Source organism: Sneathiella litorea (genome assembly GCF_009882915.1).
Taxonomy (GTDB): Bacteria; Pseudomonadota; Alphaproteobacteria; order Sneathiellales; family Sneathiellaceae; genus Sneathiella; species Sneathiella litorea.
Map to the genome: position 1 here is coordinate 262,360 of NZ_WTUW01000009.1, position 24,368 is coordinate 286,727.

Annotated in this window: 25 protein-coding genes and 1 pseudogene; 11 read left to right on the forward strand and 15 right to left on the reverse strand. The window is 55.5% G+C overall.

The window, feature by feature from the left end:
- Nucleotides 1-10: 10 nt before the first annotated feature.
- Together GQE98_RS15230 and GQE98_RS18485 are read right to left on the reverse strand one after the other, a co-directional pair.
- A complete protein-coding gene (locus GQE98_RS15230) occupies nucleotides 11-1,738 on the reverse strand; it encodes an adenylate/guanylate cyclase domain-containing protein (protein WP_161316567.1) in 1,728 nt (575 codons plus the stop codon).
- 78 nt (nucleotides 1,739-1,816) lie between these two features.
- Nucleotides 1,817-3,625, reverse strand: coding sequence for a methyltransferase domain-containing protein (locus tag GQE98_RS18485; protein ID WP_161316568.1), 1,809 nt, complete (start codon nucleotides 3,623-3,625; stop codon nucleotides 1,817-1,819).
- 439 nt (nucleotides 3,626-4,064) lie between these two features.
- Here GQE98_RS18485 and GQE98_RS15240 point away from each other — a divergent pair, with 439 nt between their 5' ends.
- Together GQE98_RS15240 and GQE98_RS15245 are read left to right on the forward strand one after the other, a co-directional pair.
- Nucleotides 4,065-4,361: a hypothetical protein gene (locus GQE98_RS15240; protein ID WP_161316569.1), complete on the forward strand. Its 297-nt coding sequence runs from the start codon at nucleotides 4,065-4,067 to the stop codon at nucleotides 4,359-4,361.
- A 196-nt stretch (nucleotides 4,362-4,557) separates the two neighbouring features.
- Nucleotides 4,558-6,141 (forward strand): BCCT family transporter, encoded by a 1,584-nt coding sequence (locus GQE98_RS15245; RefSeq protein WP_161316570.1) that lies wholly within the window; start codon nucleotides 4,558-4,560, stop codon nucleotides 6,139-6,141.
- Between the two features lie 62 nt (nucleotides 6,142-6,203).
- Here the strand turns inward: GQE98_RS15245 and GQE98_RS15250 are convergent, their stop codons facing one another.
- From GQE98_RS15250 to def, 3 genes are read right to left on the reverse strand one after another with little or no spacing between them, the layout of a single operon-like run.
- A complete protein-coding gene (locus GQE98_RS15250) occupies nucleotides 6,204-7,922 on the reverse strand; it encodes an ATP-dependent nuclease (protein WP_343044230.1) in 1,719 nt (572 codons plus the stop codon).
- A gap of 57 nt (nucleotides 7,923-7,979) precedes the next feature.
- Entirely contained in the window at nucleotides 7,980-8,648 is a 669-nt protein-coding gene (locus tag GQE98_RS15255; protein ID WP_161316572.1) for a COQ9 family protein, read from the reverse strand.
- Nucleotides 8,645-9,217: a peptide deformylase gene (gene def / locus GQE98_RS15260; RefSeq protein WP_161316573.1), complete on the reverse strand. Its 573-nt coding sequence runs from the start codon at nucleotides 9,215-9,217 to the stop codon at nucleotides 8,645-8,647. Before def ends, GQE98_RS15255 begins: the two co-directional genes overlap by 4 nt.
- A gap of 163 nt (nucleotides 9,218-9,380) precedes the next feature.
- Between def and rpsU the strand changes: the two genes are divergently transcribed.
- The 6 genes from rpsU (at nucleotide 9,381) to GQE98_RS18325 (ending at nucleotide 12,025) form a co-directional block, all read left to right on the forward strand.
- Nucleotides 9,381-9,581, forward strand: coding sequence for a 30S ribosomal protein S21 (gene rpsU, locus GQE98_RS15265; RefSeq protein WP_161316574.1), 201 nt, complete (start codon nucleotides 9,381-9,383; stop codon nucleotides 9,579-9,581).
- 378 nt (nucleotides 9,582-9,959) lie between these two features.
- Complete coding sequence (locus tag GQE98_RS15270; protein WP_161316575.1) at nucleotides 9,960-10,364, forward strand: hypothetical protein; 405 nt, start codon at nucleotides 9,960-9,962, stop codon at nucleotides 10,362-10,364.
- Between the two features lie 226 nt (nucleotides 10,365-10,590).
- Entirely contained in the window at nucleotides 10,591-10,800 is a 210-nt protein-coding gene (locus GQE98_RS15275) for a hypothetical protein (protein ID WP_161316576.1), read from the forward strand.
- Nucleotides 10,797-11,540, forward strand: coding sequence for a hypothetical protein (locus GQE98_RS15280; RefSeq protein ID WP_161316577.1), 744 nt, complete (start codon nucleotides 10,797-10,799; stop codon nucleotides 11,538-11,540). Before GQE98_RS15275 ends, GQE98_RS15280 begins: the two co-directional genes overlap by 4 nt.
- Before the next feature lie 78 nt (nucleotides 11,541-11,618).
- On the forward strand, nucleotides 11,619-11,843 hold the full coding sequence (gene merF / locus GQE98_RS15285; RefSeq protein WP_161316578.1) for a mercury resistance system transport protein MerF: 225 nt from the start codon (nucleotides 11,619-11,621) through the stop codon (nucleotides 11,841-11,843).
- Entirely contained in the window at nucleotides 11,801-12,025 is a 225-nt protein-coding gene (locus GQE98_RS18325; protein ID WP_281351317.1) for a GDCCVxC domain-containing (seleno)protein, read from the forward strand. Before merF ends, GQE98_RS18325 begins: the two co-directional genes overlap by 43 nt.
- A 6-nt stretch (nucleotides 12,026-12,031) precedes the next feature.
- Here GQE98_RS18325 and GQE98_RS15290 read toward each other — a convergent pair whose 3' ends face one another.
- Nucleotides 12,032-12,676 carry a hypothetical protein gene (locus GQE98_RS15290; RefSeq protein WP_161316579.1) on the reverse strand — a complete coding sequence of 215 codons (645 nt, stop codon included), beginning with the start codon at nucleotides 12,674-12,676 and terminating at the stop codon, nucleotides 12,032-12,034.
- Between the two features lie 188 nt (nucleotides 12,677-12,864).
- Here GQE98_RS15290 and GQE98_RS15295 point away from each other — a divergent pair, with 188 nt between their 5' ends.
- Entirely contained in the window at nucleotides 12,865-14,886 is a 2,022-nt protein-coding gene (locus tag GQE98_RS15295; RefSeq protein ID WP_161316580.1) for an ATP-binding protein, read from the forward strand.
- 155 nt (nucleotides 14,887-15,041) lie between these two features.
- A complete protein-coding gene (locus GQE98_RS15300; RefSeq protein ID WP_161316581.1) occupies nucleotides 15,042-15,626 on the forward strand; it encodes a hypothetical protein in 585 nt (194 codons plus the stop codon).
- Between the two features lie 104 nt (nucleotides 15,627-15,730).
- Here the strand turns inward: GQE98_RS15300 and GQE98_RS15305 are convergent, their stop codons facing one another.
- The gene (locus GQE98_RS15305) at nucleotides 15,731-16,321 is read right to left on the reverse strand and encodes a cytochrome b/b6 domain-containing protein (RefSeq protein ID WP_161316582.1); all 591 of its coding nucleotides are present in this window, start codon (nucleotides 16,319-16,321) and stop codon (nucleotides 15,731-15,733) included.
- A 154-nt stretch (nucleotides 16,322-16,475) separates the two neighbouring features.
- On the opposite strand from GQE98_RS15305, the gene GQE98_RS15310 reads away from it, so the two are divergent.
- The gene (locus GQE98_RS15310) at nucleotides 16,476-17,093 is read left to right on the forward strand and encodes a pyridoxamine 5'-phosphate oxidase family protein (RefSeq protein WP_161316583.1); all 618 of its coding nucleotides are present in this window, start codon (nucleotides 16,476-16,478) and stop codon (nucleotides 17,091-17,093) included.
- 260 nt (nucleotides 17,094-17,353) lie between these two features.
- On the opposite strand, the gene GQE98_RS15315 is transcribed toward GQE98_RS15310, so the two are convergent.
- The 8 genes and pseudogenes from GQE98_RS15315 to GQE98_RS15350 form a co-directional block, all read right to left on the reverse strand.
- A complete protein-coding gene (locus GQE98_RS15315) occupies nucleotides 17,354-18,742 on the reverse strand; it encodes an NAD(P)(+) transhydrogenase (Re/Si-specific) subunit beta (RefSeq protein WP_161316584.1) in 1,389 nt (462 codons plus the stop codon).
- 12 nt (nucleotides 18,743-18,754) lie between these two features.
- Nucleotides 18,755-19,039: pseudogene (locus GQE98_RS15320) on the reverse strand (NAD(P) transhydrogenase subunit alpha part 2); the annotation flags it as partial.
- 11 nt (nucleotides 19,040-19,050) lie between these two features.
- Nucleotides 19,051-20,202 carry a Re/Si-specific NAD(P)(+) transhydrogenase subunit alpha gene (locus GQE98_RS15325; RefSeq protein ID WP_161316586.1) on the reverse strand — a complete coding sequence of 384 codons (1,152 nt, stop codon included), beginning with the start codon at nucleotides 20,200-20,202 and terminating at the stop codon, nucleotides 19,051-19,053.
- A gap of 92 nt (nucleotides 20,203-20,294) precedes the next feature.
- A complete protein-coding gene (locus GQE98_RS15330; protein WP_161316587.1) occupies nucleotides 20,295-20,423 on the reverse strand; it encodes an aa3-type cytochrome c oxidase subunit IV in 129 nt (42 codons plus the stop codon).
- Nucleotides 20,424-20,541: 118 nt separating this feature from the next.
- A complete protein-coding gene (locus GQE98_RS15335; protein ID WP_161316588.1) occupies nucleotides 20,542-22,314 on the reverse strand; it encodes a M3 family oligoendopeptidase in 1,773 nt (590 codons plus the stop codon).
- A gap of 54 nt (nucleotides 22,315-22,368) precedes the next feature.
- Nucleotides 22,369-22,818, reverse strand: a complete 450-nt coding sequence (locus GQE98_RS15340; protein ID WP_161316589.1) for a PaaI family thioesterase — start codon at nucleotides 22,816-22,818, stop codon at nucleotides 22,369-22,371.
- A complete protein-coding gene (locus tag GQE98_RS15345) occupies nucleotides 22,815-23,288 on the reverse strand; it encodes a PaaI family thioesterase (protein WP_161316590.1) in 474 nt (157 codons plus the stop codon). Before GQE98_RS15345 ends, GQE98_RS15340 begins: the two co-directional genes overlap by 4 nt.
- Nucleotides 23,289-23,294: 6 nt before the next feature.
- Nucleotides 23,295-24,275: an NAD-dependent epimerase/dehydratase family protein gene (locus GQE98_RS15350; RefSeq protein WP_161316591.1), complete on the reverse strand. Its 981-nt coding sequence runs from the start codon at nucleotides 24,273-24,275 to the stop codon at nucleotides 23,295-23,297.
- Nucleotides 24,276-24,368: the final 93 nt, after the last annotated feature.

A 24,368-nucleotide genomic window follows, 5' to 3' on the forward strand; every position in this document is an offset into this window, starting at 1 on the left:
GACTTCGGCGCTATTTCGGCAGGCCCGCCGCGATCAGGTCATGGCGCAGCTTGCGGCGAAACGCCATGTCCCGCCATGTTTCCTTGAAAAAGAATTCAGCGGCCGTCAGGTCCTTGTTCACCGCCAGCGCCTTCTGCATCACGACCTTGGCGTCCGCCTGCCGTCCGAGCGCGATCAGCGCCGCACAATGATACAAGCGGCTGCGCGAGGTTTGCGAGGGGAGTTCCGTCAACGCCTGCACCGCCTGCTCGAACTGGCCGGCGCAGAAATAGGCGATCCCGCGCTCCTCGACGCACCAGACCGGCAGCAGGCCGTCCAGATCCTCGGCCTTTTCCAGCAGTTTCAGCGCCTTATCCGGTTCCCCGTTAAACGAATAAAAGGCCGCCGACCGGGCAAGGAGGTAAGCATCCGACGGGCTCAGCGCCATGGCCCGCTCATGATGATATTTCGCGGCCTCGAAATTTCCCTCCATCATATGGACCGTTCCCATGATCCGCTGCGCCTCGGGATTGTTGGCATCCAGTTCCAGCGCCTTCTCGATATAATGCCTCTCCTTGGCGAGATCGAATTCCGGCAGCCAGGAGGAAGCGCAGATCCGCCAGGCATAGGCCGGCCCGTAGGTCGGGTCTTCCTCGATCGCCTTGTCAAACCACCGGACCGCCTCCCGCGAGGCTTCATAGGTAATGCCGCCGATGCGGTGCATATCCAGCCCCCGCAGCATGAAATCATACCCCTTCATATTCTCCGGCGGCTTGCGCCGGGCCGTTTCAATCGCGTCTGCCTCCACCCGGCCGAGGATGGTGGCGGCGATCTGCTTTGTCATGGTATCAAGCAACTCGAACAGGTCGGCGAACTGCCGCGTAATCCGGTCGGTCCAGACGGCAATTCCTGTCTGTCCGTTTGTGAGTTCCAGGGACAGCCGGACCTTGTCCCCCAGCCGCCGCACCTGCCCTTCCAGCACATAGCTGACGCCGAGGTCACGGGCAACGTCGGAGGGGTTGGCCTTCATTTCCCAATAGACGAAACTGGCGCTGCGCGAGGCGACATGCAGTTTCTTGAAGCGGGCCAGCTCCAGAATGATCTCCTCGGTCAGCCCTTCCGCGAGATAGCGCTGGTCCTCGTCCCCGCCTGCCGAGACAAAGGGTAGCACTGCGAGGGAATTCGGATGAATGGTCTTGAGCGCGGCGGTGCGCTGGCTCGGGGCCGACAGGAACACATGGGCGCCCAGATGTCCCTTCAAGCGGTAGACGTGGATCGGGTCGGATATATTCTTGAAATGCCGTTCCCCCAGATCATCAAAGGAAAAGGGCGAATTGCGCTTGATCTGGTCGAACAGGGTTTGCGACAGGTGAATGCTGTCGGGGTCGGCTTCCTGCTGGATACGGGCGGCGAGATTGACGCCATCGCCGAGCAGGTCCGAGCCGGATACCATGACATCGGCAAGATGCAGGCCAAAGCGCATCTTCATGCTGTTGGCGATTTCCGGCACTGACCCGGCGAGGCCTTCGCGAATATCAACCGCCGTCTTGACAGCATTGATCGGGCTTGGAAATTCCGCCAGGGCGGCATCGCCGGCGCGGTTGAAAATGCGGCCACCGCCGGCCGAGACTGACTCGGTGATCAATTTCTGACACACATCAAGACGCGCCGCTGTCTCTTCTTCCGCCTTTTCCATCATGCGGCTGTATCCGACGACATCGGCGACCATGATCGTAGCAAGTCGACGTTGCAGTGTCATTGCCTTGAGCCTGTTAGGTTTGGAATATACCAAAAAACTAAATTAATAGTGTCATAGGCCTCCGGCAATAGCGAGGATTTACTTTTTTATTCGGCACCAGAACTGGTACATCCCGCGAAACAGCGTGGGATTTTCCGCCTCGATTTTAACCCAGTTATCGAGGGTGCGGCCCGACGGGTCCTTCGGATGGCGCGCGCGGTAGGCGGTCATGACCTGCGGATCGGCAAACTCGAAGCCGAGAAACTCAAGCCGCAAATCCTCCATCGCCGTTTTGATCCGCGGAAGATCGAAGCGCTGTTCATGCTGATGAAAGAGAAAATCGCGGCAACCGCTGAGACTGAAGAAATCCAGCTCCCTTGTCACGGACGCCGCCGGGTGATCCTCCGGCAGGGCCAGCAACTTTTGCCGGAGCGCGCGGATATCATCAAGAGTGAGCTGATCGAGCCTCTCCCCCACCATCTCGCGGACCACGATCACATCCTGCCGCGCCTGCTCGCTATAGAGCGCGATCTTCATCACCCCGTTCGGGGCGAGGAAGGACAGCAAGCCTTTCCACGCGGCTTCAGGATCGGCCATATGATGCAGCACCCCGCTCGCCTCGATCAGGTCAAACTGGCCGAGACTGTCCGGCAGGTCGACAATATCCGCCTGGGCGAAAGTGACATTGCTGATATCATGCGCCTCTGCCTGCCGAGCGCCATAGGCCAGCGACGCGCGGGAAAGATCGATCGCCGTCACCTCCGCCCCGATAATCCGCTTGGCCGTGCGCAGCGCATGCCGCCCGGTGCCGCAGCCGGCAACCAGCACTTTCGGGTTCTCGGCGGGAAACGGCGGCGTCATGTCCGGGAACAGCCGCTTCAGGAGGGCCGGAAGGGTTGTTTCCCCGCCGCTTCGAAGCTCCCGCCAGCGTGGATAGGGACTTTCCTCATACTGCGCCTGCACCGCGCCCGACACCGGATCGCCGCTCGCGGATAAACGCGGCAGGGTCGCCGCAAGTTCCCGCTCCCGCGCGGCCTGAGGGCCCATCCGGGTCAGCAGCAGGCGGCACCACGGCCGGGTGGCGAGCTGCTCCGCCTCTTTCTCCAGCAGTTCCGTCGCCACCTCCGGCGACAGCGGCGCATAGAGCGCGGCACGCAGTGCCGGCTCCAGCGCGTCCGGCGCCGGGGGCGTTCCCGGCGGGCTTTCAAGGGCATATTCGGTGAGTGCAAGCTGCAGCGCGAGCAACGCCATCAGTTCCTGCGCCATTTCCCATTCCTCCTGCAGCAGCTGTTCGCGTGCTTCAGCAATCAGGGCGGATATGTCCGCAGAAGGCAGGATCAGCCGCGAGAAGGCGGCTGCGATCACGGGCTCATTGAGCGCCCCTTCCAGCCCGGCGAGCCCACCCGTTCCGTCCAGCATCCTGACGATACCCTTCTGGCGATGGATGCGCGCAAGCAGGGTCACGATAAAACGGTCACTCTCCACCTCATCGGAATTGAGGCAGCGGAGCATGGCCTCATCCCCGGCGGGGCCAAGATCGCCGACCGGCACCAGTTCCAGAAGATCGGCCAGCTGCTGCAGGGACGCGGGCAAAAATTCGTCAAGGGCAGCCAGTTTCAGCCCGGCGCGGATGGCTTCCTTCGGCCGTTTCCGTTCGGCCAGGAATCGTGCATACCCGCGCCAGCCAAGGGCATAGGCCGGATCGACGGCAAGCGCGGCCTTGAAGGATTTTTCCGCCGCCTGCCATTTCCCCTGGTCCTTTAACAAAAGTGCGAGATTGTAATGGGCTGGCGCGATTTTGCGCTCTTTCTTCAAAATCTGGCGGTAAATCGCTGCCGCCGCATTCTTGTCCCCGCGCCGCTGCAACGCGGTCGCTTCAGCCAGCCTGCGCTCAATGTCCCCTTGCACTCTACGCTCCTTCTCAATGATGACGCCAATCTAGGCGAAATCCCCGGCAATCGCCAGCCACTTGCCGCCTATATTTTGAACAAAAATATTGCATTGCAGCATTTGTTGCTGAAATTCTGGGCATCTTGCTGGCGCTCGCCGAAAGTAATTTACATAAGTTATTGAAATATAACAATTTAATTTTCTGGCACAGTGCTTGCTTTGTATAAGGCATGATTACGGTACCGCGTCTTCGAAACAATTTATCGGCAACGCGCGTCCCATTATTTTAGAGATTCCCGCGGGTCATGTTGAAGTCTCCCCTTCCATGATCCTTACCTTGGCCGTCCGGCGATCTACTCCCGCTGGACGGCCTTTTTTTTGCCGCTTGCCATCATTTATCACAGAAGCAGTCTCTTCGCCGTCTTAACGTCATTCAACCCATAGATGGAGATAAAACATGGCCCAGATTACACTCGACCTGTCCGGCAGCAAGATGACGGACGTCAAGAAGATCATTATCTATTCCAAGGATCAATCGAAAGAGCTCGCCACCGCCGAGGTGACGAATGGTAAAATCGATAGCCCAGACAGCTTCCAGATTGACGCGACAGAGATTTACGTTGTGGTGCTCTATAAGGGGCTGGAAAATAATGTCGGCAAGAATCACTATTATGACGTAAAGATAATCGGCAATGGAACCCTCGTCATTGCTGCGGATGGTGATGGCAATAGCCGTGTTAATTTTCGCGCATAACGTGTTGTAAAACACTCAAAAAACCTCTGGACACACTCTCCGGCGAGATGTTAAGCCCCCCGCTCTGCCGGTGTCCGATTGGACTTCGGAAGCCATGTTTGCTAATTTTTTAGGCACACTGGCAATCGTTCAGAGTCCTCCTGGCCCTGCCTCCCCGTCCGGGGCGGCGGCCTGCCGGGAGAGAAAGAGGGGTAGTATGAGTGATGTAGAAGACCTTTATGAAACCGACTTCGAGGTCGGGCAGAGTAATCTGCAGCGCTGGGGGATGGATGTTCATCACCCGGTGTTCTGGGTATCTGCCGGGCTGGCGATCCTGTTCGTGGTCGGCGTCCTGATGGCGCCAGAGGCCGCGAAAGGCGCTCTTGATGGCGCGAAATGGTGGTCAATCGGCGCATTCGACTGGCTGTTCATGGCGGCAGGCAATATTTTCGTGATCTTTTGCCTTGCCCTGATCGTCCTCCCTGTTGGCAAGATCCGTCTGGGCGGAGAGACTGCCAAACCTGAATTCAGCCGCCCGTCCTGGTTTGCGATGCTGTTCGCGGCGGGCATGGGCATTGGCCTGATGTTCTGGAGTGTGGCAGAGCCCACGGCCTATTACACCGGCTGGTATGAGACGCCCCTCGGCGTGGAGGCGCGGACCCCGGCCGCGGCCGACATGGCGATGAGTGCAACCATGTTCCATTGGGGGCTTCACCCTTGGGCAATTTACGCGGTTGTGGCACTGTCACTTGCGTTTTTCTCCTATAACAAGGGCTTGCCGCTGACCATCCGGTCCGCCTTCTATCCGCTGATCGGCGATCATAGCTGGGGCATTGTCGGCCATATCATCGATACGGTGGCGGTTCTCGCAACGCTTTTCGGGCTGGCGACATCGCTCGGCTTCGGGGCGCAGCAGGCCTCGGCCGGTCTTGCGTATCTCTTCGGGTTCGAGGCCGGGATCAACACCCAGATTGCCGTGATCATCGTGGTGACGGCGCTGGCGCTGTTCTCGGTTATTCGTGGCCTTGACGGTGGGGTGAAGCTGCTCTCGAACATCAATATGGGCATTGCGGCCGTGCTTCTGCTGTTTGTCTTTATTGTGGGTCCGACGGCGGTGATTATTGCGACCATGGGCGACACCCTGATCGGCTATCTTGGCCAGATCGTCTCCTACAGTAACTTCGTCGGTCGCGAGGACGAAGCCTGGATGCACGGCTGGACAGTGTTCTATTGGGCCTGGTGGATTTCCTGGTCCCCCTTCGTCGGCATGTTTATCGCCCGCGTTTCCAAGGGCCGGACGGTGCGGGAATTCCTGATTGCCGTGCTGATCATCCCGACGATCGTCACGCTGGTCTGGATGAGCGTCTTCGGCGGTTCCGCCCTTGACCAGATCCAGAACGGTGTCGGCTCCCTCGCGGGTGGGCTGGAATCGGTCGAGCTGGCCATGTTCCATATGCTGGAGAATTTGCCCTACGCCACCCTCACCTCGGTGATCGGGATTGTGCTGGTGCTGGTTTTCTTCATCACCTCATCGGACAGCGGTTCCCTCGTGATCGACGCGATCACGGCGGGCGGCAAGGTCGATGCGCCGGTGGTGCAGCGGATCTTCTGGGTGATCATCGAGGGTGTCGTCGCGGCGGCGCTGCTGTTTGGCGGCGGGGCGGATGCCCTCACCGCGCTACAGGCGGCGGCGATCACGGTCGGCCTGCCGTTTACGGTGGTGCTGCTCGCCATGTGCGTCTGCCTCTATATGGGGCTCCTCCACGAGAAGAAATACGTGGTCGAAGGCACCAGCGACTAACGCCAGACGCCTCTACAGGCACAAGCAAAAAGGGCCGGTTCTCCGGCCCTTTTTTTATGGTGTCATTCGCCGTTCCATCGTTCAATGTGCTGACAAAGCGTATCTAACTGTTGCCAAAGATCAAGATGCGACCTCATATCATCCGCAGTAACTTCTTCCACAACAGCGTGAGCCAATGCGACTTTCTTCTGCTTGTATTTCTTTAAGTTCGGATGTTCTGTCATTTTAGTGTACTGATCTATATTAGAGAACTTTTTACTCACTAATCTCTCAAACACCGTGACAGGCACATAGTTTTCTATTTCTCGCCCTTCCGTGATCCAAACGAAACCATCCATAAATTCAAGTTCGTCCCGAATGCGCTTTTTTGTCTCATTCAAATTCATTCGAGGTTTTCTGGTTGAAGTGCCTCTATGCCGATCACTATCCATTACGACAGCCGCATTACGATTTATTGACAGCAAGGAAATTAATGTTTTGCTTTCATCTTTAGGAAGTGCATCAAGATGACTAAGTAATTTTCCCCCATAAAACATAATCGAATAATGGACACCTTCCTTAATTTTTCCTTTAGAAAAAAGGTCAATCCATTTTTTCAAATATATTCTTTCTGTAGGTCCTTCTACCCAAATAATTCCATTTGCTTGCAGAATATCTGAGGCTCTAATATCCAAATCATCGAGAATTTTTCTATTATGCTCATACCCAATGGCCGACGCTGCAATCGCTTCTTTGCCGTTATGGCGAACATGAACAATCTGGCTATTTTCATTCTTCACGGACCAATCTATCCCAACAGGGGAATGAGTCGTAATTAGTAAAGTAAACCTTTTTTTTCTTTGTTGAACTGATAAAAAGTTTAGCAAACGCCGTAACAACGCTGGATGAAGATTATTTTCTGGTTCTTCAATTGCTAAAACCACGGATGTCCAATCTACTTCGTCTATAATTGGCATAAGCCGAAGCATTGCTAGTATAATGAAGATAGATTTAAGACTACTACCTGATTGGGAAAGCCGAATATCGCCTTTACTTTCTTCCTTCAGAAATATTTCCCAAATATCACTATCATTTTCATGGCACAAAATTTTTGAGAATTCGCAATCGCCTGAATAAACAAAATTTAGATCTTTTAGTAGCCCAATTTCCACTTCATCGCGGTCTAGTTTATCGCTATTGATAAAAGCCCTAACTAGGTTAGTAGTCCCATAACCATTGGATTCTAGTTTGTGTGTAGAATTTTTTTCTTCTGGCTGAACATCCCGTTCAGCATCGATCCTAAATAAATTAATATCACTAAACGGGATAATAGTTTTTTCAACCAATGCATCGGAAAATGCTTTTACAGAAGACCGTTCAATAAAGTCCATACTAGGAGTACTGACTTCACTCGTATTCCATGATTGGTCAATTGCCCGTTCAATAAGTTGTCCGACAATTTTTTTTCCAGCCTTCCAATGATCTATTGGAATTCCGCCGCCTACATAGCCCTCCCGAAAAACGCTTCCTACCGACTGCTCATCTAATACTTGTTTTACAAAAATTGAATATTCTCTGCTTCCTTTCTTATGTACTCTTGAATCATATTTTTTGCCTTTGGAAACACATAAATCAATTATGTCAATTAATGCCGACTTACCTGAATTATTTCGTCCAATAATTATATTAATGGGCAAAAAATTTATGTATTCGTCCATAGAGTCGCCGAAGCACTTAAAATTTTGGAACTTAAGTCCTACATCAGCTAGTGGATGGTTTGAATAATTCAATTTTTCCCTCACCAAAACCGTAAATTTGATGAGGATTATACACTCATTTGGTGTTTAGTCTCTACCTTTTTACCGCTCCGTCAGGTTCCGCCAAAATCTCTTTGCACTCGGTAGATGCGAAAAGTCGGGTTTTTGCTTTAGTTTTTCGCGGCATTTGAATTTGGCGGTCTCGATCTGCATGACATTCTCGATCCGGCGGTCGAGGAATTCCCATGTTTTCTGGTGCCCCGCCGACTTGTCGGCGAGCCAGTAGAGCAGCGTCGCGCCATAGACGGCGGACAGGGTAAGCCGCTTGGTGTACCAGTTGTAATCGGCGGAGGTATCGCCCGTCGCCCACCACACACGGCTGACCGTGTTGGCGGTGAGCTTCAGGGCGAGCGCCGCATTCTGCGGGAGGGCAAGAATATTGACCGCGCGGCGCACCGCCTCCTTATGCTCCGCATAGAGCTCCAGCCTCACCTTGATGGCGAGGGTGATACGCTCCCGGATTTTGAGGGAGAGCACGCCCTGCTTTTGCAGCTCCGCCTCCATTTCATCATCCGCATTCTCGATAAACAGCCGGATCATGTCCGTCGCGCCGTCGGGGAAGGCGAGATCGAGACGCTCGATATCCTCGCCCAGATCCGCGGCGCCTGCTTTCATCGCCTTGCGGCTCCAGCCGTCGAACAGCACATGGGGCAGCACCGCCTCCAACAGGCGCAGTCGCCATTCCCGCTCGGTCTCCGCCTTTTTGCTCATGTCTCGTCCCTCGCCGGTTCGGATTTGGCGCGCAAGTCCTCCATAAAGGCCTGCACCTCACTTTCATACATCAGAAAGCGCATGTCTGTCATCCGCTCAGGGTACAGAATGCCGAAAAGATGGTCGCATTCATGCTGCACGACGCGGGCGTGGAAGCCGCGCGCCTCGACCGAGATTTCCCGGCCGTTGAGGCCGAGGCCTTCATAGCGGATATGGGTCGCGCGCGGGACAAGGCCGCGCAGGCCCGGCACCGAGAGGCAGCCCTCCCACCCCAACTCCGTCTCGTCGGAGAGCGGCTCGATTTTGGGGTTGATCAGCACGGTGGAGGGCACACTCTCCGCCATGTCCCCCTCCTCCATCTCGACGCGATCGGCCGGCACCTCGAAGATGACGAGGGATTTCGAGACCCCGATCTGCGGCGCGGCAAGGCCAACCCCGCCAACCGACTCGAGGCTGTCGCGCATGTCCTGCACAAGCTGGTAAATCTCGTCACCAAAGGGCGGAATGATTGGTTCCGCGCGCTCTCTGAGGATCGGGTTGCCCATTTTCAGGATGTCTCGAATTGCCATAAGCCCTTCCATTTTCGTGTCTTTTATGTTATTTACTCTTTTCTTTGAGGAATTCACCTTAAAAATGCGGTTTTTCCCCTTCACAGGGGAAATGAAGCGTGCTACACCCGCGCCACTCCGTAACCGGAACAACTAAAGTTTTTAGATAGGAGCACGATTAACTGTGCAAGTCTCTGTTCGTGACAACAATGTAGACCAGGCGCTCCGGGCGCTGAAAAAGAAAATGCAACGCGAAGGCATCTTCCGTGAGCTGAAGCTCCGGGGCGCCTATGAAAAGCCGTCTGAAAAGCGCGCCCGCCAGAAAGCGGAAGCCATTCGACGCGCCCGCAAGCTCGCTCGCAAGCGGATGCAGCGCGAAGGCTAAAACGCGCCTCCCGGTTCGCCGGGATATATAGAATTCAAAAAGCCGCCCCGGGCTCCGGGTTGCGGCTTTTGGCGTTTTTGGCCTTATCCACCGAAAAGGGCGTTACCCCTTCTCTGCTCTCAATAAAGCTCAGGTGCCGGGCCGAGCTGGCTCATTCCCTGAACCTGCCGCCAGTGCTTTAAGAGCCGACCGAGCTCGGGCACCGGGGTTTGCAAGGCAGACGCAGTCATTTTCTCTCCTTTCACTTTATTTCGGCATCCAGAATAGCCCGAAAAAAAGATCCGGAACATTACCCATGAGGTAATTGAGAAGATAACCTCTCCCCGCCATCCTGCTTCCAGTGGCCACCATGGCCGGTCCAACTGAAAGGAGATCAAGATGTCGGTTAAGTCTTACCTGCTACGAAATACCCTGCTGATCAATGCAGGAACCTCGCTTCTTACGGGAGGGGTGGCGCTCGCCTTCGCGGACCCGCTCGCGCGCTGGACGGGGATCGCTCCATGGATCCTCTACACGCTTGGGGTGGGCTTGGTGCTCTTCGCCGCCGATGTCGCCTGGACGGGCACGCAGAAAAATATCAATCCGCTGTTCGCCCGGCTCATCATTGCCGCCGACGTTGCCTGGGTGGTGGGGAGTGGTCTGTCCCTCCACTTGTTCCAGGACCGTTTGACGACGGAGGGCAGCTGGGTGGTCGAGATCCTCGCCATTGCCGTTGCTGTCCTCGCAGTTCTTCAAACCGTCGGCCTCAAGCGCCTGGGGGATCACCATCCCCGGACTGCCTGAGATCCTCCCGCTCACGCAGAAAGCCGCGCCGGAGAAATCATGCGCGACTTCCTAACGCCTGATCGTTGACCGAATTACGATAGTTTGCCACGATTAGGAAAGGCGTATATACTACTTTAGATTTAGATAAATGTCAAGAAATTTGCCTTTGTACAGGACATTCACTTACTTCAAAACACGCAGATGCTGAAATCATTACAACAAAAGCCCCCAGCGGAAGCAAACAATGACGGATAAGTTCAAAGTTTGGGAATATTGGAGTGCATTTCTCGGCATCAGTGCAGCGTCTGTTGCCATAGATAGGTCACTGTTCTTGCTTATCCGCAACGTAACAAACTCCACTGACAGCAATTCCAACACAATTCGCATTGCCAGTGATTTCGCCCGCCCCTATACTCGCAAAATGAGCTTTTCAGTTCGGGAGTTATCGGTTTGAGTGAAAACCAACAGAACGGGGTGCCTCTTCTGATGGTACCGAAGGCCATTTTGGCAGCGGGGGCATTTGTGTTCGAAAATGTCGGGGCCTGCCTCCGGCGGGGTCTGCCGATCTTTCTTGTGGCGCTGCTGATCGAAATCGGACTCGGCGTGCTGACGACGGACTTCTCCATCGCCCTGCAGTTGATTAACATAATCCTGTTCAGCATCTTCGCTGTATCCTGGCACCGCTATACCCTGCTCCCCGCCGAGCGGGGACGCAAGGCCCTCGCGCTCGGCTTTGGCCTTAGGGAGATCAAGTTCGCCGGGCTCGGCGTCGGGACGGCGGTTATCGCCCTCGCGGTTTTTTTCGCCTTTACGGCGTTGCTGAAATCTGGGGCCGGCGCGATTATCAGCCTTCTGCTCATGTTGCCGGTCTATATGACGGTCTTGTTCATGTATCCGGCCATCGCGCTCGATCAGCCTATAAATCTTGGGCTGTTCCTGAAAAAGGGCATGTCACTGATTGTTTCCTATGTTATCGCCGTCGTGATGGTCGTGCTGATCCTGATAGCGCCGATGGCGATCCTCTATTTTGCGATGAATTTGATCACCGACATCATCGATCAATCTATTGTCGCAATGGTAATTCTCCTCCTCGTGAACTTACTTATCTCGATCTTCTTCGTTGCGATTTTGGTCTCGACCGCGTCGTTCCTCTATCGCGACGTGATCGGGATGGAAGAGATGCAGAACGGCTGAGCCGCCCACTCTGCCCGCCTCACGGGAAAGTGTAGAAAGTTGCCTTTCCTTCCCGGCGGGGCGGCGTAACATGAGGGCATGAAAAACGAGAGCTTGTTAAAAATCGGGGTTATCGGCAGCGTTATTGCTGCGCTTTGCTGCTTCACGCCGGTGCTGGTGATCCTGCTGGGCGCGGTGGGATTGTCCGCCCTGCTGGGCTGGCTCGACTATGTGCTGCTCCCCGCCCTTTTCCTGTTTATCGCAATAACGGTCTATGCCCTATGGAAACGCAAGAAATATCTATCGAGCTCACCTCCGTCCTGACCTGCCCCGAATGCGGCCACAAGGAGGTCGAGATCATGCCGACTGACGCCTGCCAGTGGTTTTACGACTGCAAGGGCTGCGGCGCGCTGCTCAAGCCGAAGGCGGGAGACTGCTGCGTCTATTGCTCCTACGGGAGTGTTCCCTGCCCGCCGAAACAGGCAGGGGATAACTGCTGCGGCTGAGGCGGATTAGTCCGCAGCGAAGCAGTAGAAATAACCGTTGCCGCCCGTGGTTTTGAGCGCATCAGGGCTGCAACCACGGCTGTCATGCGCCGCATTCCAGGACGTGTTGCCCCCGCCGTGGCGGTCATGATGGCCGACAGTGGCGCTCCCCTCACCTGAGCTGGTCCAGTTGCTGCAGGTCTTGTCGTCGGTCACGCTCGGGAAATAGGCGGTGCCGTCGGACATGGTGCCGGTCAGGATGTCATGCTCGTTCGCGCTGTCGCCCCGGCCCTTGACCGGGTTGCCGTTTTCATCAACGGCGGTGCGCTTGATGATGTTGGGGCTCAGGTGCAACGTGTCGAGATCACTCGCGATCAGTTCCCCGTTGGCGTTATACCACGGGCCAAGACCAATGCGCTCGCGGGCGGAGATACCGCGCTTGCCCTCTTCCTGTGTGCTGAGATAGGCGCGCCAGTCCCGCGCCGGAGCGCCGGCATCGGTGGCCAGCTTCGTGCACCAGGCATCCGCGCCCTCAAGTCCGCCAAGATCGCCGCCGTTACCCGGCCCGACGCTGGTGACAAAAAAGCCCATCGGATGATCCTCGGCGCTTGCAACGGGAAAACTCGCTACGAGCAGCAGGCTGGCAGCGGTCAGTGTTTTCAAGAATGTCATGTAGGTTTCCTCTCCGTAAAATGGCTGAAATCAGGGCAGGCAACGGCGAATACCCGCGCCTAGATTAGATTTAATTGACTATAAAAAGGCAACGGCAAACCAACAGGCTCACAAAGTTGTGAACAATGTGCCCGGCGGGGCTAAAAAAGCCAGAACTCAAGAACGATTGTTTAGGGTTTGTTAAAGATATGTTTACTAGACTGCGCGGGATGAAAAGACGTATCGACCGTGACAGTTTTCACCGCTTTGTCAATCGCTTACCGCGTTACACAATTGGGGTGCCAATCGCTATTGGGCTAGCGATGATCCTGCTCGTGGTCACGGCATGGGTGATGACACCGACGGATTATACCCAGGGCCATGTTACGGAAGCGCGCAGCGATCTGGGGAACTTTGCCGCGCGTCTGGAAAGCCATATATCGACCCGCCTCGCCATCGGCAGGCAGATCCGTAATTCCCTGACAAACGGCCAGATCAGGACCCGCGAGGATTTTCTCACCCAAGCCTCCTATATGCACGATATTTTCAGGGACTTTCAGGCCATTAACTGGGTCGACTCCATGGGAGTAATCCGCTGGGTTTCTCCGCTGAAGGGCAATGAGGCGGCGCTCAATCTGGATGTCAGCACACTCCCGCTACCGGCCGCGACGCTGGCCGCGGCGGAACGTACCGGCCGGTTACAGATCACGCCGCCGGGCCAGCTTACCCAGGGAGGAGACGGCTTTGTCGCCTATATCCCGGTGGTCCGGATGGAACGGTTGACAGGATTCGTGAATATCGTCTTTCGCACCGAACCGTTAATCCGGGAGGCGATGCCGGATGGCCTTCTCAAAAAATATAACGTCATGATCCAGGACAAAACGCGGCGCGTGTTCGGCACGATTGATACGCTGGCTGGATGGGACGACGATAGCGTCCTACACAAATGGATTGTAATCGGTAATCGGGTATGGACGATCAGCCTGCTGCCGACGGCCGAGACAATCGCGGCCCATGCCTCCCTGGTGGATGAGATTGTCCTGATAACGCTGATCCTGCTCTCTGTCGCGATTGCCTATCTCATACATCTGGCGATGGTGCGTCAACTTCGCATCAAGGCGAGTGACAAGCTGTTCCGGACCTTTATCGAGAATTCCCCCTCTGCCATCATCATCAAGGATATCGAGGGGGCATATCTTCATGCAAACTCTAAATGGCATGAATGGTTCAACCCGGCGGGGCGCGACATTAAGGGACGCAACGCCTCGGATTTTTTCCCGGCGGACTACACTAAACTGGTCATGGAGCAGGAAAAACAGATTATTGAAGAGAAAAGGATGGTCGAGCAGGAATATATCAGCCCGACCGTCCAACAGGGCCCCCGCCCGACCTTCGCACAAATGTTTCCCATCCTGGATGATGAGGGCGCGGTGATCGCGGTCGGTGGCTCCATCACCGATATCAGTACCAACAAAAAGACCGAGGAAGCATTGCGCAACGCACTGATGAAGGCGGAGGAAGCCAACCTCGCAAAATCAAAATTCCTCGCGACCATGAGCCATGAACTCAGAACACCGCTCAATGCGATAATCGGTTTCAGCGACATTCTGATTGGCCAGTATTTCGGCCCGGTCGGGAACCGGAAATACACGGAATATGCCGAGGATATCAACCATAGCGGCCGCCATCTTCTATCGCTTATTAACGAGGTGCTGGATATCTCCGCCATCGAGCTGGGCAAGCGTGAATTGGTCCTGGAACCGGTTTCAATCCGTGACCTGCTAACCGAATGCGTGAAATCGGTGCGCCACCGCGCCGCCAACCAGGGGATCATGGTGGCGCTGGTCGCCAACGGTTCCCTGCCGAACATATACGCCGATGAGACCGCCCTGCGCCAGATCTTCCTGAACCTGCTGACCAACGCGATCAAGTTCTCCTATCCGGGGGACAAAATCAGCATAACCGCGACAGTGACCGACAAGAATGTATCGATTGCGGTCAAGGATACGGGGGAAGGAATCAAGAAGGAACAATTACCCCATATCACGCAACCGTTCGTCAAGGGCAACAGTACCTCCCATATTACTTCTGAAGGGGTTGGCCTTGGCCTTTCAATCGTGAAGTCCTTCGTCGCCGCACACAACGGCCAACTGCATATCGAGAGTGAGGTCGGCCGAGGCACGACGGTGACCGTCACCTTCCCCAAGGAAACCGACCGTCAGGTTGCCTGAACAAGTAATTGTGAAAATACTCCGACTCCCCCCTCACACACGTTTTATTAACTGTAATTAAATGGATTGCATTCAGTATTCTAATACATATAGAAAACACTTGGTTTTATTAATGTTTACTACGAAAAAATGATCCGCCACCTGGAGCCTGCTGAATGATCCTCAAAGCCTTCGTCCGTCTTGTCGCGATGTCTGTCGTCATCGGCCAGTCGGCAACCGCATTCGCGCATGACTATAAGGTTGCTATCGCAGATCTGGTAGAAAGCGAAATCCGCGATTGGGCCCAGGTTGACGAGGTGGTCAATGCCATCCGGGAACAAAACAAGCTTTCCACCACGCTCAGTCAGGCCGATATTGACGCAAGAGACCGGCAATGGCGTGAGGAAGTTAAGGTGGATAATCACAAGATGATAAAGGCTGTCCTGTCGAACAGTCTGTCCAGCTATCTCAAAAGCATCAAGACTGACTCGCACGGCAAATATACAGAAATAATCGTTATGGATAAGAAAGGGCTCAATGTCGGACAGAGCGACATTACCTCTGACTATTGGCAGGGCGACGAAGACAAATGGCTAAAGTCCTATGGCGCCGGCCCGAAAGGCGTTCTGATCACGGAAGTCGATTTTGATGATTCACAGCAGGACTATTTTTCTCAGGTCAGCATCTCCATTGTCGACCCCGCCACATACAAAGCAATTGGCGCGGTGACGGTTAGCATTGACATAGGGAAACTGGAATAGACATCTATCGACACAAAATAATGTGCGCCGCACTTGAGTATCAGTTAATCCGATACGATATAATTTCTCAATAAATTCAAGGAATTACAGAATCCCGAATCACGTCAGGCGTCCGGTTTCTTTTTGCGAATACTGAACATCGGATGGATAATCCGGTGCCCAAGAATTTCATGCAGGACCGACGCACCGACATGAACCACAAGATAGGCCCACAGGACCGGTCCAAAGAACTCATGGACTTCTTTAACAAGAGCGAGCCAGCTGCTGAATTGCCCGTTTTCGCCAATATTAAAGAAGATCAATGTGCCCGTCGCCGCCATCACGGTGGCAATCACCAACCCGACCCCCTGTATGGCCCCCGCGAGAGGGCTCGGCTCATCCACGCCGGGAAGACGCAGTTTCAGGATGGACGCAAGGTAATGCTTGATATCCTGCCAAAGCGCAGCGCGGCGCGTGGCGCTGGCCCACGGGAAAACCTGGCCGAACGGCACCGGACCACGACGGACCAGCGACCAAAGCCAATGGATAACCAGCACGACCAGCAGCGCGACGCCCAGCTTCTCATGAATTTCATAGAGAAAATTGGCGGCCCGGTCCGGCTTTGGATGGACCATCCATTCACTGGTTAAAAGCTGGGCGACAATACCGAAGGCAAATAGAAAATGCAGGAAACGGGTAAAGCGATCATAAAACACGGCGAACTCCGCGATATGGGAAGGAGAGTGGCAAAAGTGTAGACCAAATCATCTGCGTCTGGCATTGATCCACATCAAAAAATCTCCACTATAACTACGCGCGTAAGGCGGGTATGATACCCGGGCTGAAAGAAGAACAAGCAGGGAAATAACCATGACAGAGCATACAATTACCACCGTCGAGGAACTGTACGGCATTTACAAGCAGCCGGGGGAACGGGCCATCAAGAAGGAGATTTCCCGGCTCGACAAGCATTGCCGGAACTTCATCGCGCTTTCGCCCTTTCTGGTGATGGGAACCGATGGCGGCGACGGCACGGCCGATGCCTCCCCGCGCGGCGATGCGCCGGGCTTTGTCACGGTGCTGGATGACAAGACCCTGCTCATCCCCGACCGGCGCGGCAATAACCGTCTCGACAGCCTGATCAACATCATCCGCAATCCAGCCGTTGGCCTGATCTTTCTGGTGCCCGGAATAAACGAGACCCTGCGCATTAATGGCAACGCGACAATCACAACCGACCCGAAATTTCTGGACCGGCAGGCCGTTGATGGAAAGCCTCCGACATCGGCGCTTCTGGTTGAGGTAAAGTCGGCCTATATGCATTGCGCAAAGGCGCTGATCCGCTCCAAGCTGTGGGCGGAGGATAATAAGGTCGAACGCTCAAGCTTCCCGACGCTGGGACAGGTGATGGCCGATCAGATCGCCGGGATGGACGCTGCAGAGGCCGACGCCTATCTTGAGGTCGCCTATAAAGAGAATCTCTACTAGGAGAGCGCCTTCACCGCTGGTTCACGGATGCTGGTGATTGCCCCAGGTACAGCACATCAGGTCCGGGTCCTGCTCCGCCGTCGTCGTCTGGCAGGCCGCGAGCAGAAACAGCGCCGCCCCGATCAATAAAATACGCATTTTCTTATCCTTTATAATCTCTCTCACGGAGATGGCCCTTTCCCTGACAGGGTCAAGTGAGCGAGATCACAAAAAAAGCCGCTGGCTCTCACCAGCGGCTTTTGCTTTGGGTGGCGCGGTTGTTAGAGCGCCTTGATGATATCCTCGACCATTTTCTTCGCGTCGGCGAGGAGCATCATCGTGTTGTCTTTATAGAAAAGATCGTTGTCGATGCCGGCGTAACCGGATGACATGGAGCGCTTCACGAACAGAACCGTCCGCGCCTTGTCCACATCAAGGATCGGCATGCCGTAGATCGGGCTGGACGGGTCATCGCGCGCGGCCGGGTTGGTCACGTCGTTCGCCCCCACCACCAGCGCCACATCGGCCCCGGAGAAGTCGGAGTTGATTTCCTCCAGCTCGAACACCTCGTCATAAGGGACCTGAGCCTCGGCCAGCAACACATTCATATGGCCCGGCATACGCCCGGCGACCGGATGAATGGCATAGACAACCTCAACGCCCTCTTCCTTCAGGGCATCGACCATCTCGCGCAGGGCATGCTGCGCCTGCGCCACCGCGAGGCCGTAGCCCGGCACGATGATGACCTTGCCTGCATTCTTCATGATGAAGGCCGCATCGTCAGCAGAGCCCGCCTTGTACGGACGGTCGCCCTTGTCGGGACCGGCCGCTGCCGTATCGCCGCCGAAGCCGCCGAGGATCACGCTGAAGAAGGAGCGGTTCATCGCCTTACACATGATGTAGGAGAGGATCGCACCGGAAGAGCCGACCAGCGCGCCGACGATGATCAGCGCGGTGTTTTCCAGCGTAAAGCCGATACCCGCTGCCGCCCAGCCGGAATAGCTGTTCAGCATCGAGACCACCACCGGCATATCGGCGCCGCCGATCGGGATGATGATCAGGAAGCCGATGACGAAGGCCAGGATGGTCATCGCCCAGAAGATCGTCGGGTCAAGATCAAGGCAGAACCAGATAATCAACGCGACGATGGCAAGGCCGATCAGCAGGTTGACGAAATGCTGCCCCGGAAAAATCACCGGGTTGCCGGAGACCAGCCCCTGCAACTTGGTAAAGGCGATGATGGAGCCGGAGAAGGTGATGGCGCCGACAACGATACCGATAGACATTTCCACGCGGGAAAGAACGGTCAGTTCGCCGTTCGCGCCGAGAATACCATAGGCGTCCGGGTTGTAGAAAGCGGCCGCAGCGACCAGCACGGCGGCAAGACCGACGAGACTGTGGAATGCCGCCACAAGCTGCGGCATGGCGGTCATGGCGATGCGCTGGGCAATCACCGCGCCGATGGCGCCGCCAACGACAATGCCGCCGATGATCCACTCATAGGAGAGAACGTCGGGCCGCAGGATAGTGACAATGATGGCGATGGCCATACCGGCCATACCCATGATATTCCCGCGCCGGGAGCTGTCCGGTGAGGACAGGCCACGCAGCGCCAGAACGAAAAGGATGGCGGAGACCAGATAGGCAAGCGCCGTAAAGTTAGCTGACACGGATTGTCCCCCTTATTTCTGTTTTTTCTTGTACATGGACAGCATCCGCTGTGTCACAAGGAAGCCCCCGAAGATATTGACCGAGGCGAGCACGATGGCAATAAAGCCGAAGATCTTGGCGAGGTTCACCTCTGCCGGACCCGCCGCAATCAGCGCCCCGACGATAATCACCGAGGAAATCGCGTTGGTCACCGCCATCAGCGGCGTATGCAGGGCCGGTGTCACGCTCCAGACCACATAGTAGCCGACAAAAATGGCGAGCACAAAAATGGCAAGCCGGAAAACGGTTGGATCTACCATATCCATAATCAGTTCCCTCCCTCGGTTAGTTGTGGGTGGATAATGTTGCCATCGCGGGTGAGCGCGGTGCCGAGAATAAGCTCGTCCTCCCAGTTCAGGTTTAAACTCCCCGTTTCCTTGTCGATCATGGGATTGAGGAAGTTGAAAAGATTCTTCGCGAACAGGGACGAGGAATCGCTCGCCAGCCGGCTCGGGACATTGAGATGGCCGACGATCTTCACGCCATTGTCGGTGGTCACAACCTCGCCCGGCTTCGACTGGGTGACATTGCCCCCCGCCTCAACCGCGAGATCGACGATAACCGAGCCCGCCTTCATCACGGCGAGCATTTCATCGGTGATGAGGATCGGTGCCTCACGCCCCGGGATCAGGGCGGTGGTAACAACGATATCCTGTTTCTTGATATGCTCAAACACAAGCTCCGCCTGGCGTTTCTTGTAGTCGTCGCTCATTTCCTTGGCATAGCCGCCTTCGGTCTCGCCGGTCTCGTCACTTTCGACCATGACGAATTTCGCACCGAGGCTCTCAACCTGCTCCTTCGTCGCGGCGCGCACGTCCGTCGCGGTCACGATAGCGCCGAGGCGACGGGCGGTAGCGATTGCCTGAAGACCGGCAACACCGACCCCCATAATGAAAATCTTGGCGGGCGCGATGGTTCCGGCCGCCGTCATCATCATTGGCAGGGCCTTGCCATATTCCGACGTCGCGTCCAGCACGGCCTTATAGCCGGCGAGGTTTGACTGGCTGGAGAGAATGTCCATGGACTGGGCGCGGCTGATGCGCGGCAGCAGCTCTAACGAGAGCGCTGTGATTCCGGCCTTGGCATACTCCGCAGCCTGATCCTTGTTCTGCAGCGCGGCAAGATGGCCGATCAGAGTTGCACCTTTCTTCATCAGGGCAATCTCGTCCTCACCTTCTTCCTTGGTAAGCGGGCGCTGGATTTTCAGCACGATATCGGCGTCTTTCAGAGCGCTGGCCTCATCGGGGGCAATGGTTGCGCCCGCGGCCTCGAATTCCGCATCGGAGAAGGAACTGGCGACACCGGCTCCCGTCTCGATAATTACCTCGGCGCCCAGACCAACGAACTTCTTTACAGAGTCCGGCGATGCCGCGACGCGCTTTTCATTTTCCCTACGCTCCCGGGGGATGGCGATCTTCATAATCGATCCTTTTATCTGTTATTTATTGCGGGGTAGAAAGGCGCCCCGCCGTGCCAATGGATGCTACCGGCCACGCCAGCAGTCGGCTTGCCTCAAGTAAGGAAAAAGCCCATCAGAGACAGAAGAATCACCAGGAAAATTGTGCTGTATTTAAACAGCTTGATGAATGCCCCGTAAGATTCCCGCTGCGCCGAAATGTCCATATTGCCTTGTTCACTCATCTTGACAGACCCCTCTTTTCTTCAGGTAACGAATAATTTGACCTGAAATATACCGAAAAATGCCTGTCGGGCAACAGATTGTCGTGTGCAATGCAATAAAAAGCGACCAAACAGCCGCCTAAAGCGCTTCCAGTTCATCAATAAAGCCCTCGATCACGCTCAGACCTTTCGACCAGAAGGCCGGGTCCGACGCATCGAGATTGAACGGCGCCAGCAATTCCTTGTGCCGGAGCGTCCCGCCCGCCTTCAGCATATCGAAATATTTGTCCTGAAAGCCGCTCTCCGCCTCCTGATAGATGGCGTAGAGCGCGTTCACGAGGCAATCGCCAAAGGCATAGGCATAAACATAGAAGGGCGAATGGATGAAATGCGGGATATAGCTCCAGTAATACTGATACTCGTCATGCAGCCGGATCGCAGGACCAAGGCTTTCCTTCTGCACATCCATCCAGATCTTGCCGATCTGGTCAGGAGAGAGCTCCTCTTCTTTTCGGGCGTCATGCAGGCGCCGCTCAAATTCATAAAAGGCGATCTGGCGAACTACGGTATTGAGCATATCCTCCACCTTGCCGGCCAGCATGATCCGCCGTTTGTCAGGATCAGTTTCCTTTTCAAGAAGTGCACGGAAGGTGAGCTGCTCCCCGAAAACACTGGCCGTCTCGGCCAAAGTGAGCGGCGTATCGGCGAGCAGGCCGCCCTGCGGCGCTGCCAGAAGCTGATGCACGCCATGGCCCAGCTCATGGGCGAGCGTCATCACATCGCGGATATTGCCCTGATAGTTGAGCAGGAGGTAGGGATGCACGCTTGGCACTGTCGGATGGGCAAAGGCGCCGGGCGACTTGCCGGGACGGACAGAGGCGTCAATCCATGGTTTTTCAAAGAACTCCTTGCCAAGTTCTGACAGTTCAGGCGAGAATCGGCCATAGGCCTCCAGCACCGTATCGCGCGCCTCGTCCCACGGGATGACACGGTCATCGGAATCAGGCAGCGGCGCATTACGGTCCCAGTAATCAATCTTGTCCTGCCCCATCCATTTTGCCTTGATCGCGTAATAGCGATGCGACAGCCTCGGATAGGCATCCTGCACGGCCTTGGAAAGCGCGTTCACCACGTCAGCCTCGACCTGGTTGGACAGATGGCGCATGGTTGCGGGCTCGGGCGCGGCACGCCACTCATCCTCGATTGCCTTGTCTTTCGCAAGGGTATTGGTAATCAGCGAGAACAGCCGGACATTTTCCCCAAACACCTTGCCGATGCTTTTGGCAGCTTTCTTACGGACTTCCGCATTCGGATTGGACAGCAGGTGCAACGCCTGCTGGGAGGCCATTTCCTCGCCATCAATCTCGAACTTGAGGCCGGCAATCGTCTCATCGAACAGGCGCACCCAGGCGCTCCGCCCGGAGATATCCTTCTCATGCAGCAGCTTCTCGATATCGTCGGAAAGCTGGTAGGGCTTCAAGGCCCGGACATTATTGAGCCAAGGCTCGTACTTCTTGAGGCTGCTCGCCTCATACATCGCCTGCAGCCTGTCTTCCTCAACCCGGTTGAGTTCCAATGTGAAGAACAGAAGGTCGGTGCCGATGGCACTGATTTTCTCCTGCATGGTCTGGAAGAACTTGCCGATATCCGGGTCCGACATATTACCCGCATAGACCAGATAGGCATAGGACATGATCCGTCCTTCCATCTCGCCGATTTCCTCATATTTGGCGATGGCGAGATACAGCCCCTGCCCGTCCAGTTCGGTGAGTTTTCCCTTATACTGCTCGGCGAAGGCCTTTGCATCCCGCGCCGCCGTATCCAGATCCTCGATCAGTTCCGGTGAGGTCCGCGACGGGTAAAGATCGCTCAGGTCCCATTCGGGCAAATTGGCAAGGGCAACTTCGGTCATGTAAAACTCACTCCAACAAAAAAAGGCGCTCTCTGATCATTTAGGAAGCATTCCCTAACTGACAAGGAAATTGGCATGGGCGGCGGCAATCGGCTTGTTCCGGTCTTTCTGCCAGGCCTCGATCCGCATATTGGCAACCCGGCGGCCGGGCTTGGTGATGATGGCCTCGGCATATGTGTCGATGGGCTTGCCGGAGCGGAGATATTCCACCGTGATATTGATGATTTTCGGCAGGCGGGTCACCTCCTGCGTCGCGAACAGATGGACCAGGGCGGTGCTTTCCAGAAACGCCCCCACGACCCCGCCATGCAGCGCCGGCAGGGTTGGGTTCCCGATAAACTTCTTTTCTTCGGGCAGGACGCAGATCAGCTTGTCGTCAGACGGTTCAAGCCGGAGGCCGAGAAAGGAGAAATACGGGATGATGTCGAATACCGGCTGCCAGTCCTTGCTCGCCTTCGCCGTTTCGATCAGGGTGACGAAATCTTCCGTTGTCAGGTTTTTCATGATTTCCCCCTTTGGGCAGCCGCCTCATTAAGCGGTGTCCCCTTGGAGGATTTCAGCATGAAAGTCCCAACGCTGTTGGCGATCGGGTCATCCGGGTCACTGTGATAGGCAATGGCGCGGGTGAAGGCGATTTGCTTGGTCACCCTGTAACAGGTTGCGCGGGTGAACACATCCTCCCCCGGCGTCGCGGGCTTCAGGTAGTCAATGCGCAAATCCAGCGTCGCAATCGGCATATATTTCTGCAGTCTCGCATAAATACACATGCCCGCCGCTGTATCGATCAGGGTCGTGATAATCCCGCCATGCAGGACGCCACTGATGGGGTTCCCCGCAAACCGTTCCTGATACGGCAGACTGAACGTCACCCCGTCCGCATCCATGTCATGAACCTTCACGCCAATTTCCGCACAATGGGGAATACCGTGATCGATAATATTCTGTATCTGGCTGATATCGAACTCTGCCGACATAAATCGTTAATCCTTGCTGTAATCCTGGTACCATTCGACGAATTTCGGCAGTCCCTCCTTCAGGGATGTTACGGGTTCATATCCCACATCCCGACGGATCGGGTCAATATCGGCGAAGGTTTCCTTCACATCGCCCGGCTGCATCGGAAGAAGTTCCCGTTGCGCCTCAAGGCCGAGAGACTTCTCGATAACCGCGACGAAATCAAGAAGTTTTTCCGGCTTGTTATTGCCGATGTTATAGACCCGGTGGGCCGGTCCTGCCGCAGTTTCAACCGGCGGATGCGCCAGCACCGAGAGAACGCCGGACACCACATCGTCGATATAGGTGAAATCCCGCATCATATCGCCATGATTATAGATCTGCACCGGCTCCCCCTTGACGATTTTATCGGTAAACAGCCAGTAGGCCATATCCGGGCGACCCCAAGGGCCATAAACAGTGAAGAAGCGCAGCCCCGTCAGCGGCAGCCCATAGAGATGGGCATAACTGTACGCCATCAGCTCATTCGCCTTTTTCGTCGCCGCGTAGAGGGAAACGGGCCGGTCCGTCGCCTGAGACACCGAATAAGGAAGCTCGTTATTTGCGCCATAGACGGAGCTGGAACTGGCATAAACCAGATGATCCAGCTTTCTGAGGCTGCGGCAATATTCAAGGATGGTAAGGAATCCCGTGACATTCGCGTCCGCATAGTCAAACGGATGGGTCAGGCTGTGGCGGACCCCGGCCTGCGCCGCCAGATGCACCACCTCGGTAATATCCGTATAAACCTCCAGCGCCGCCGCAAAAGCCGCGCGATCAGCGATATCGACCTTGTGGAAGGTGAAGTTCTCGTAGTCTGTCAGCCGTGCGAGCCGGGCCTCCTTCAGGCCGACCTCATAATAGTCGTTCATATTGTCGATACCGACCACCCGCCTGCCCGCACCTAAAAGTGCCTCGGCAACATGCATGCCAATAAAACCTGCCGCCCCTGTCACCAGAATGGTCATGACAAACCTTTTGAAAAATCAGTTGAATTTAATTGCCTCTTCAAAAGCACCTTTGCCCCGGAAAAGTCAAAAAAAATCCGATGAAATATCCAT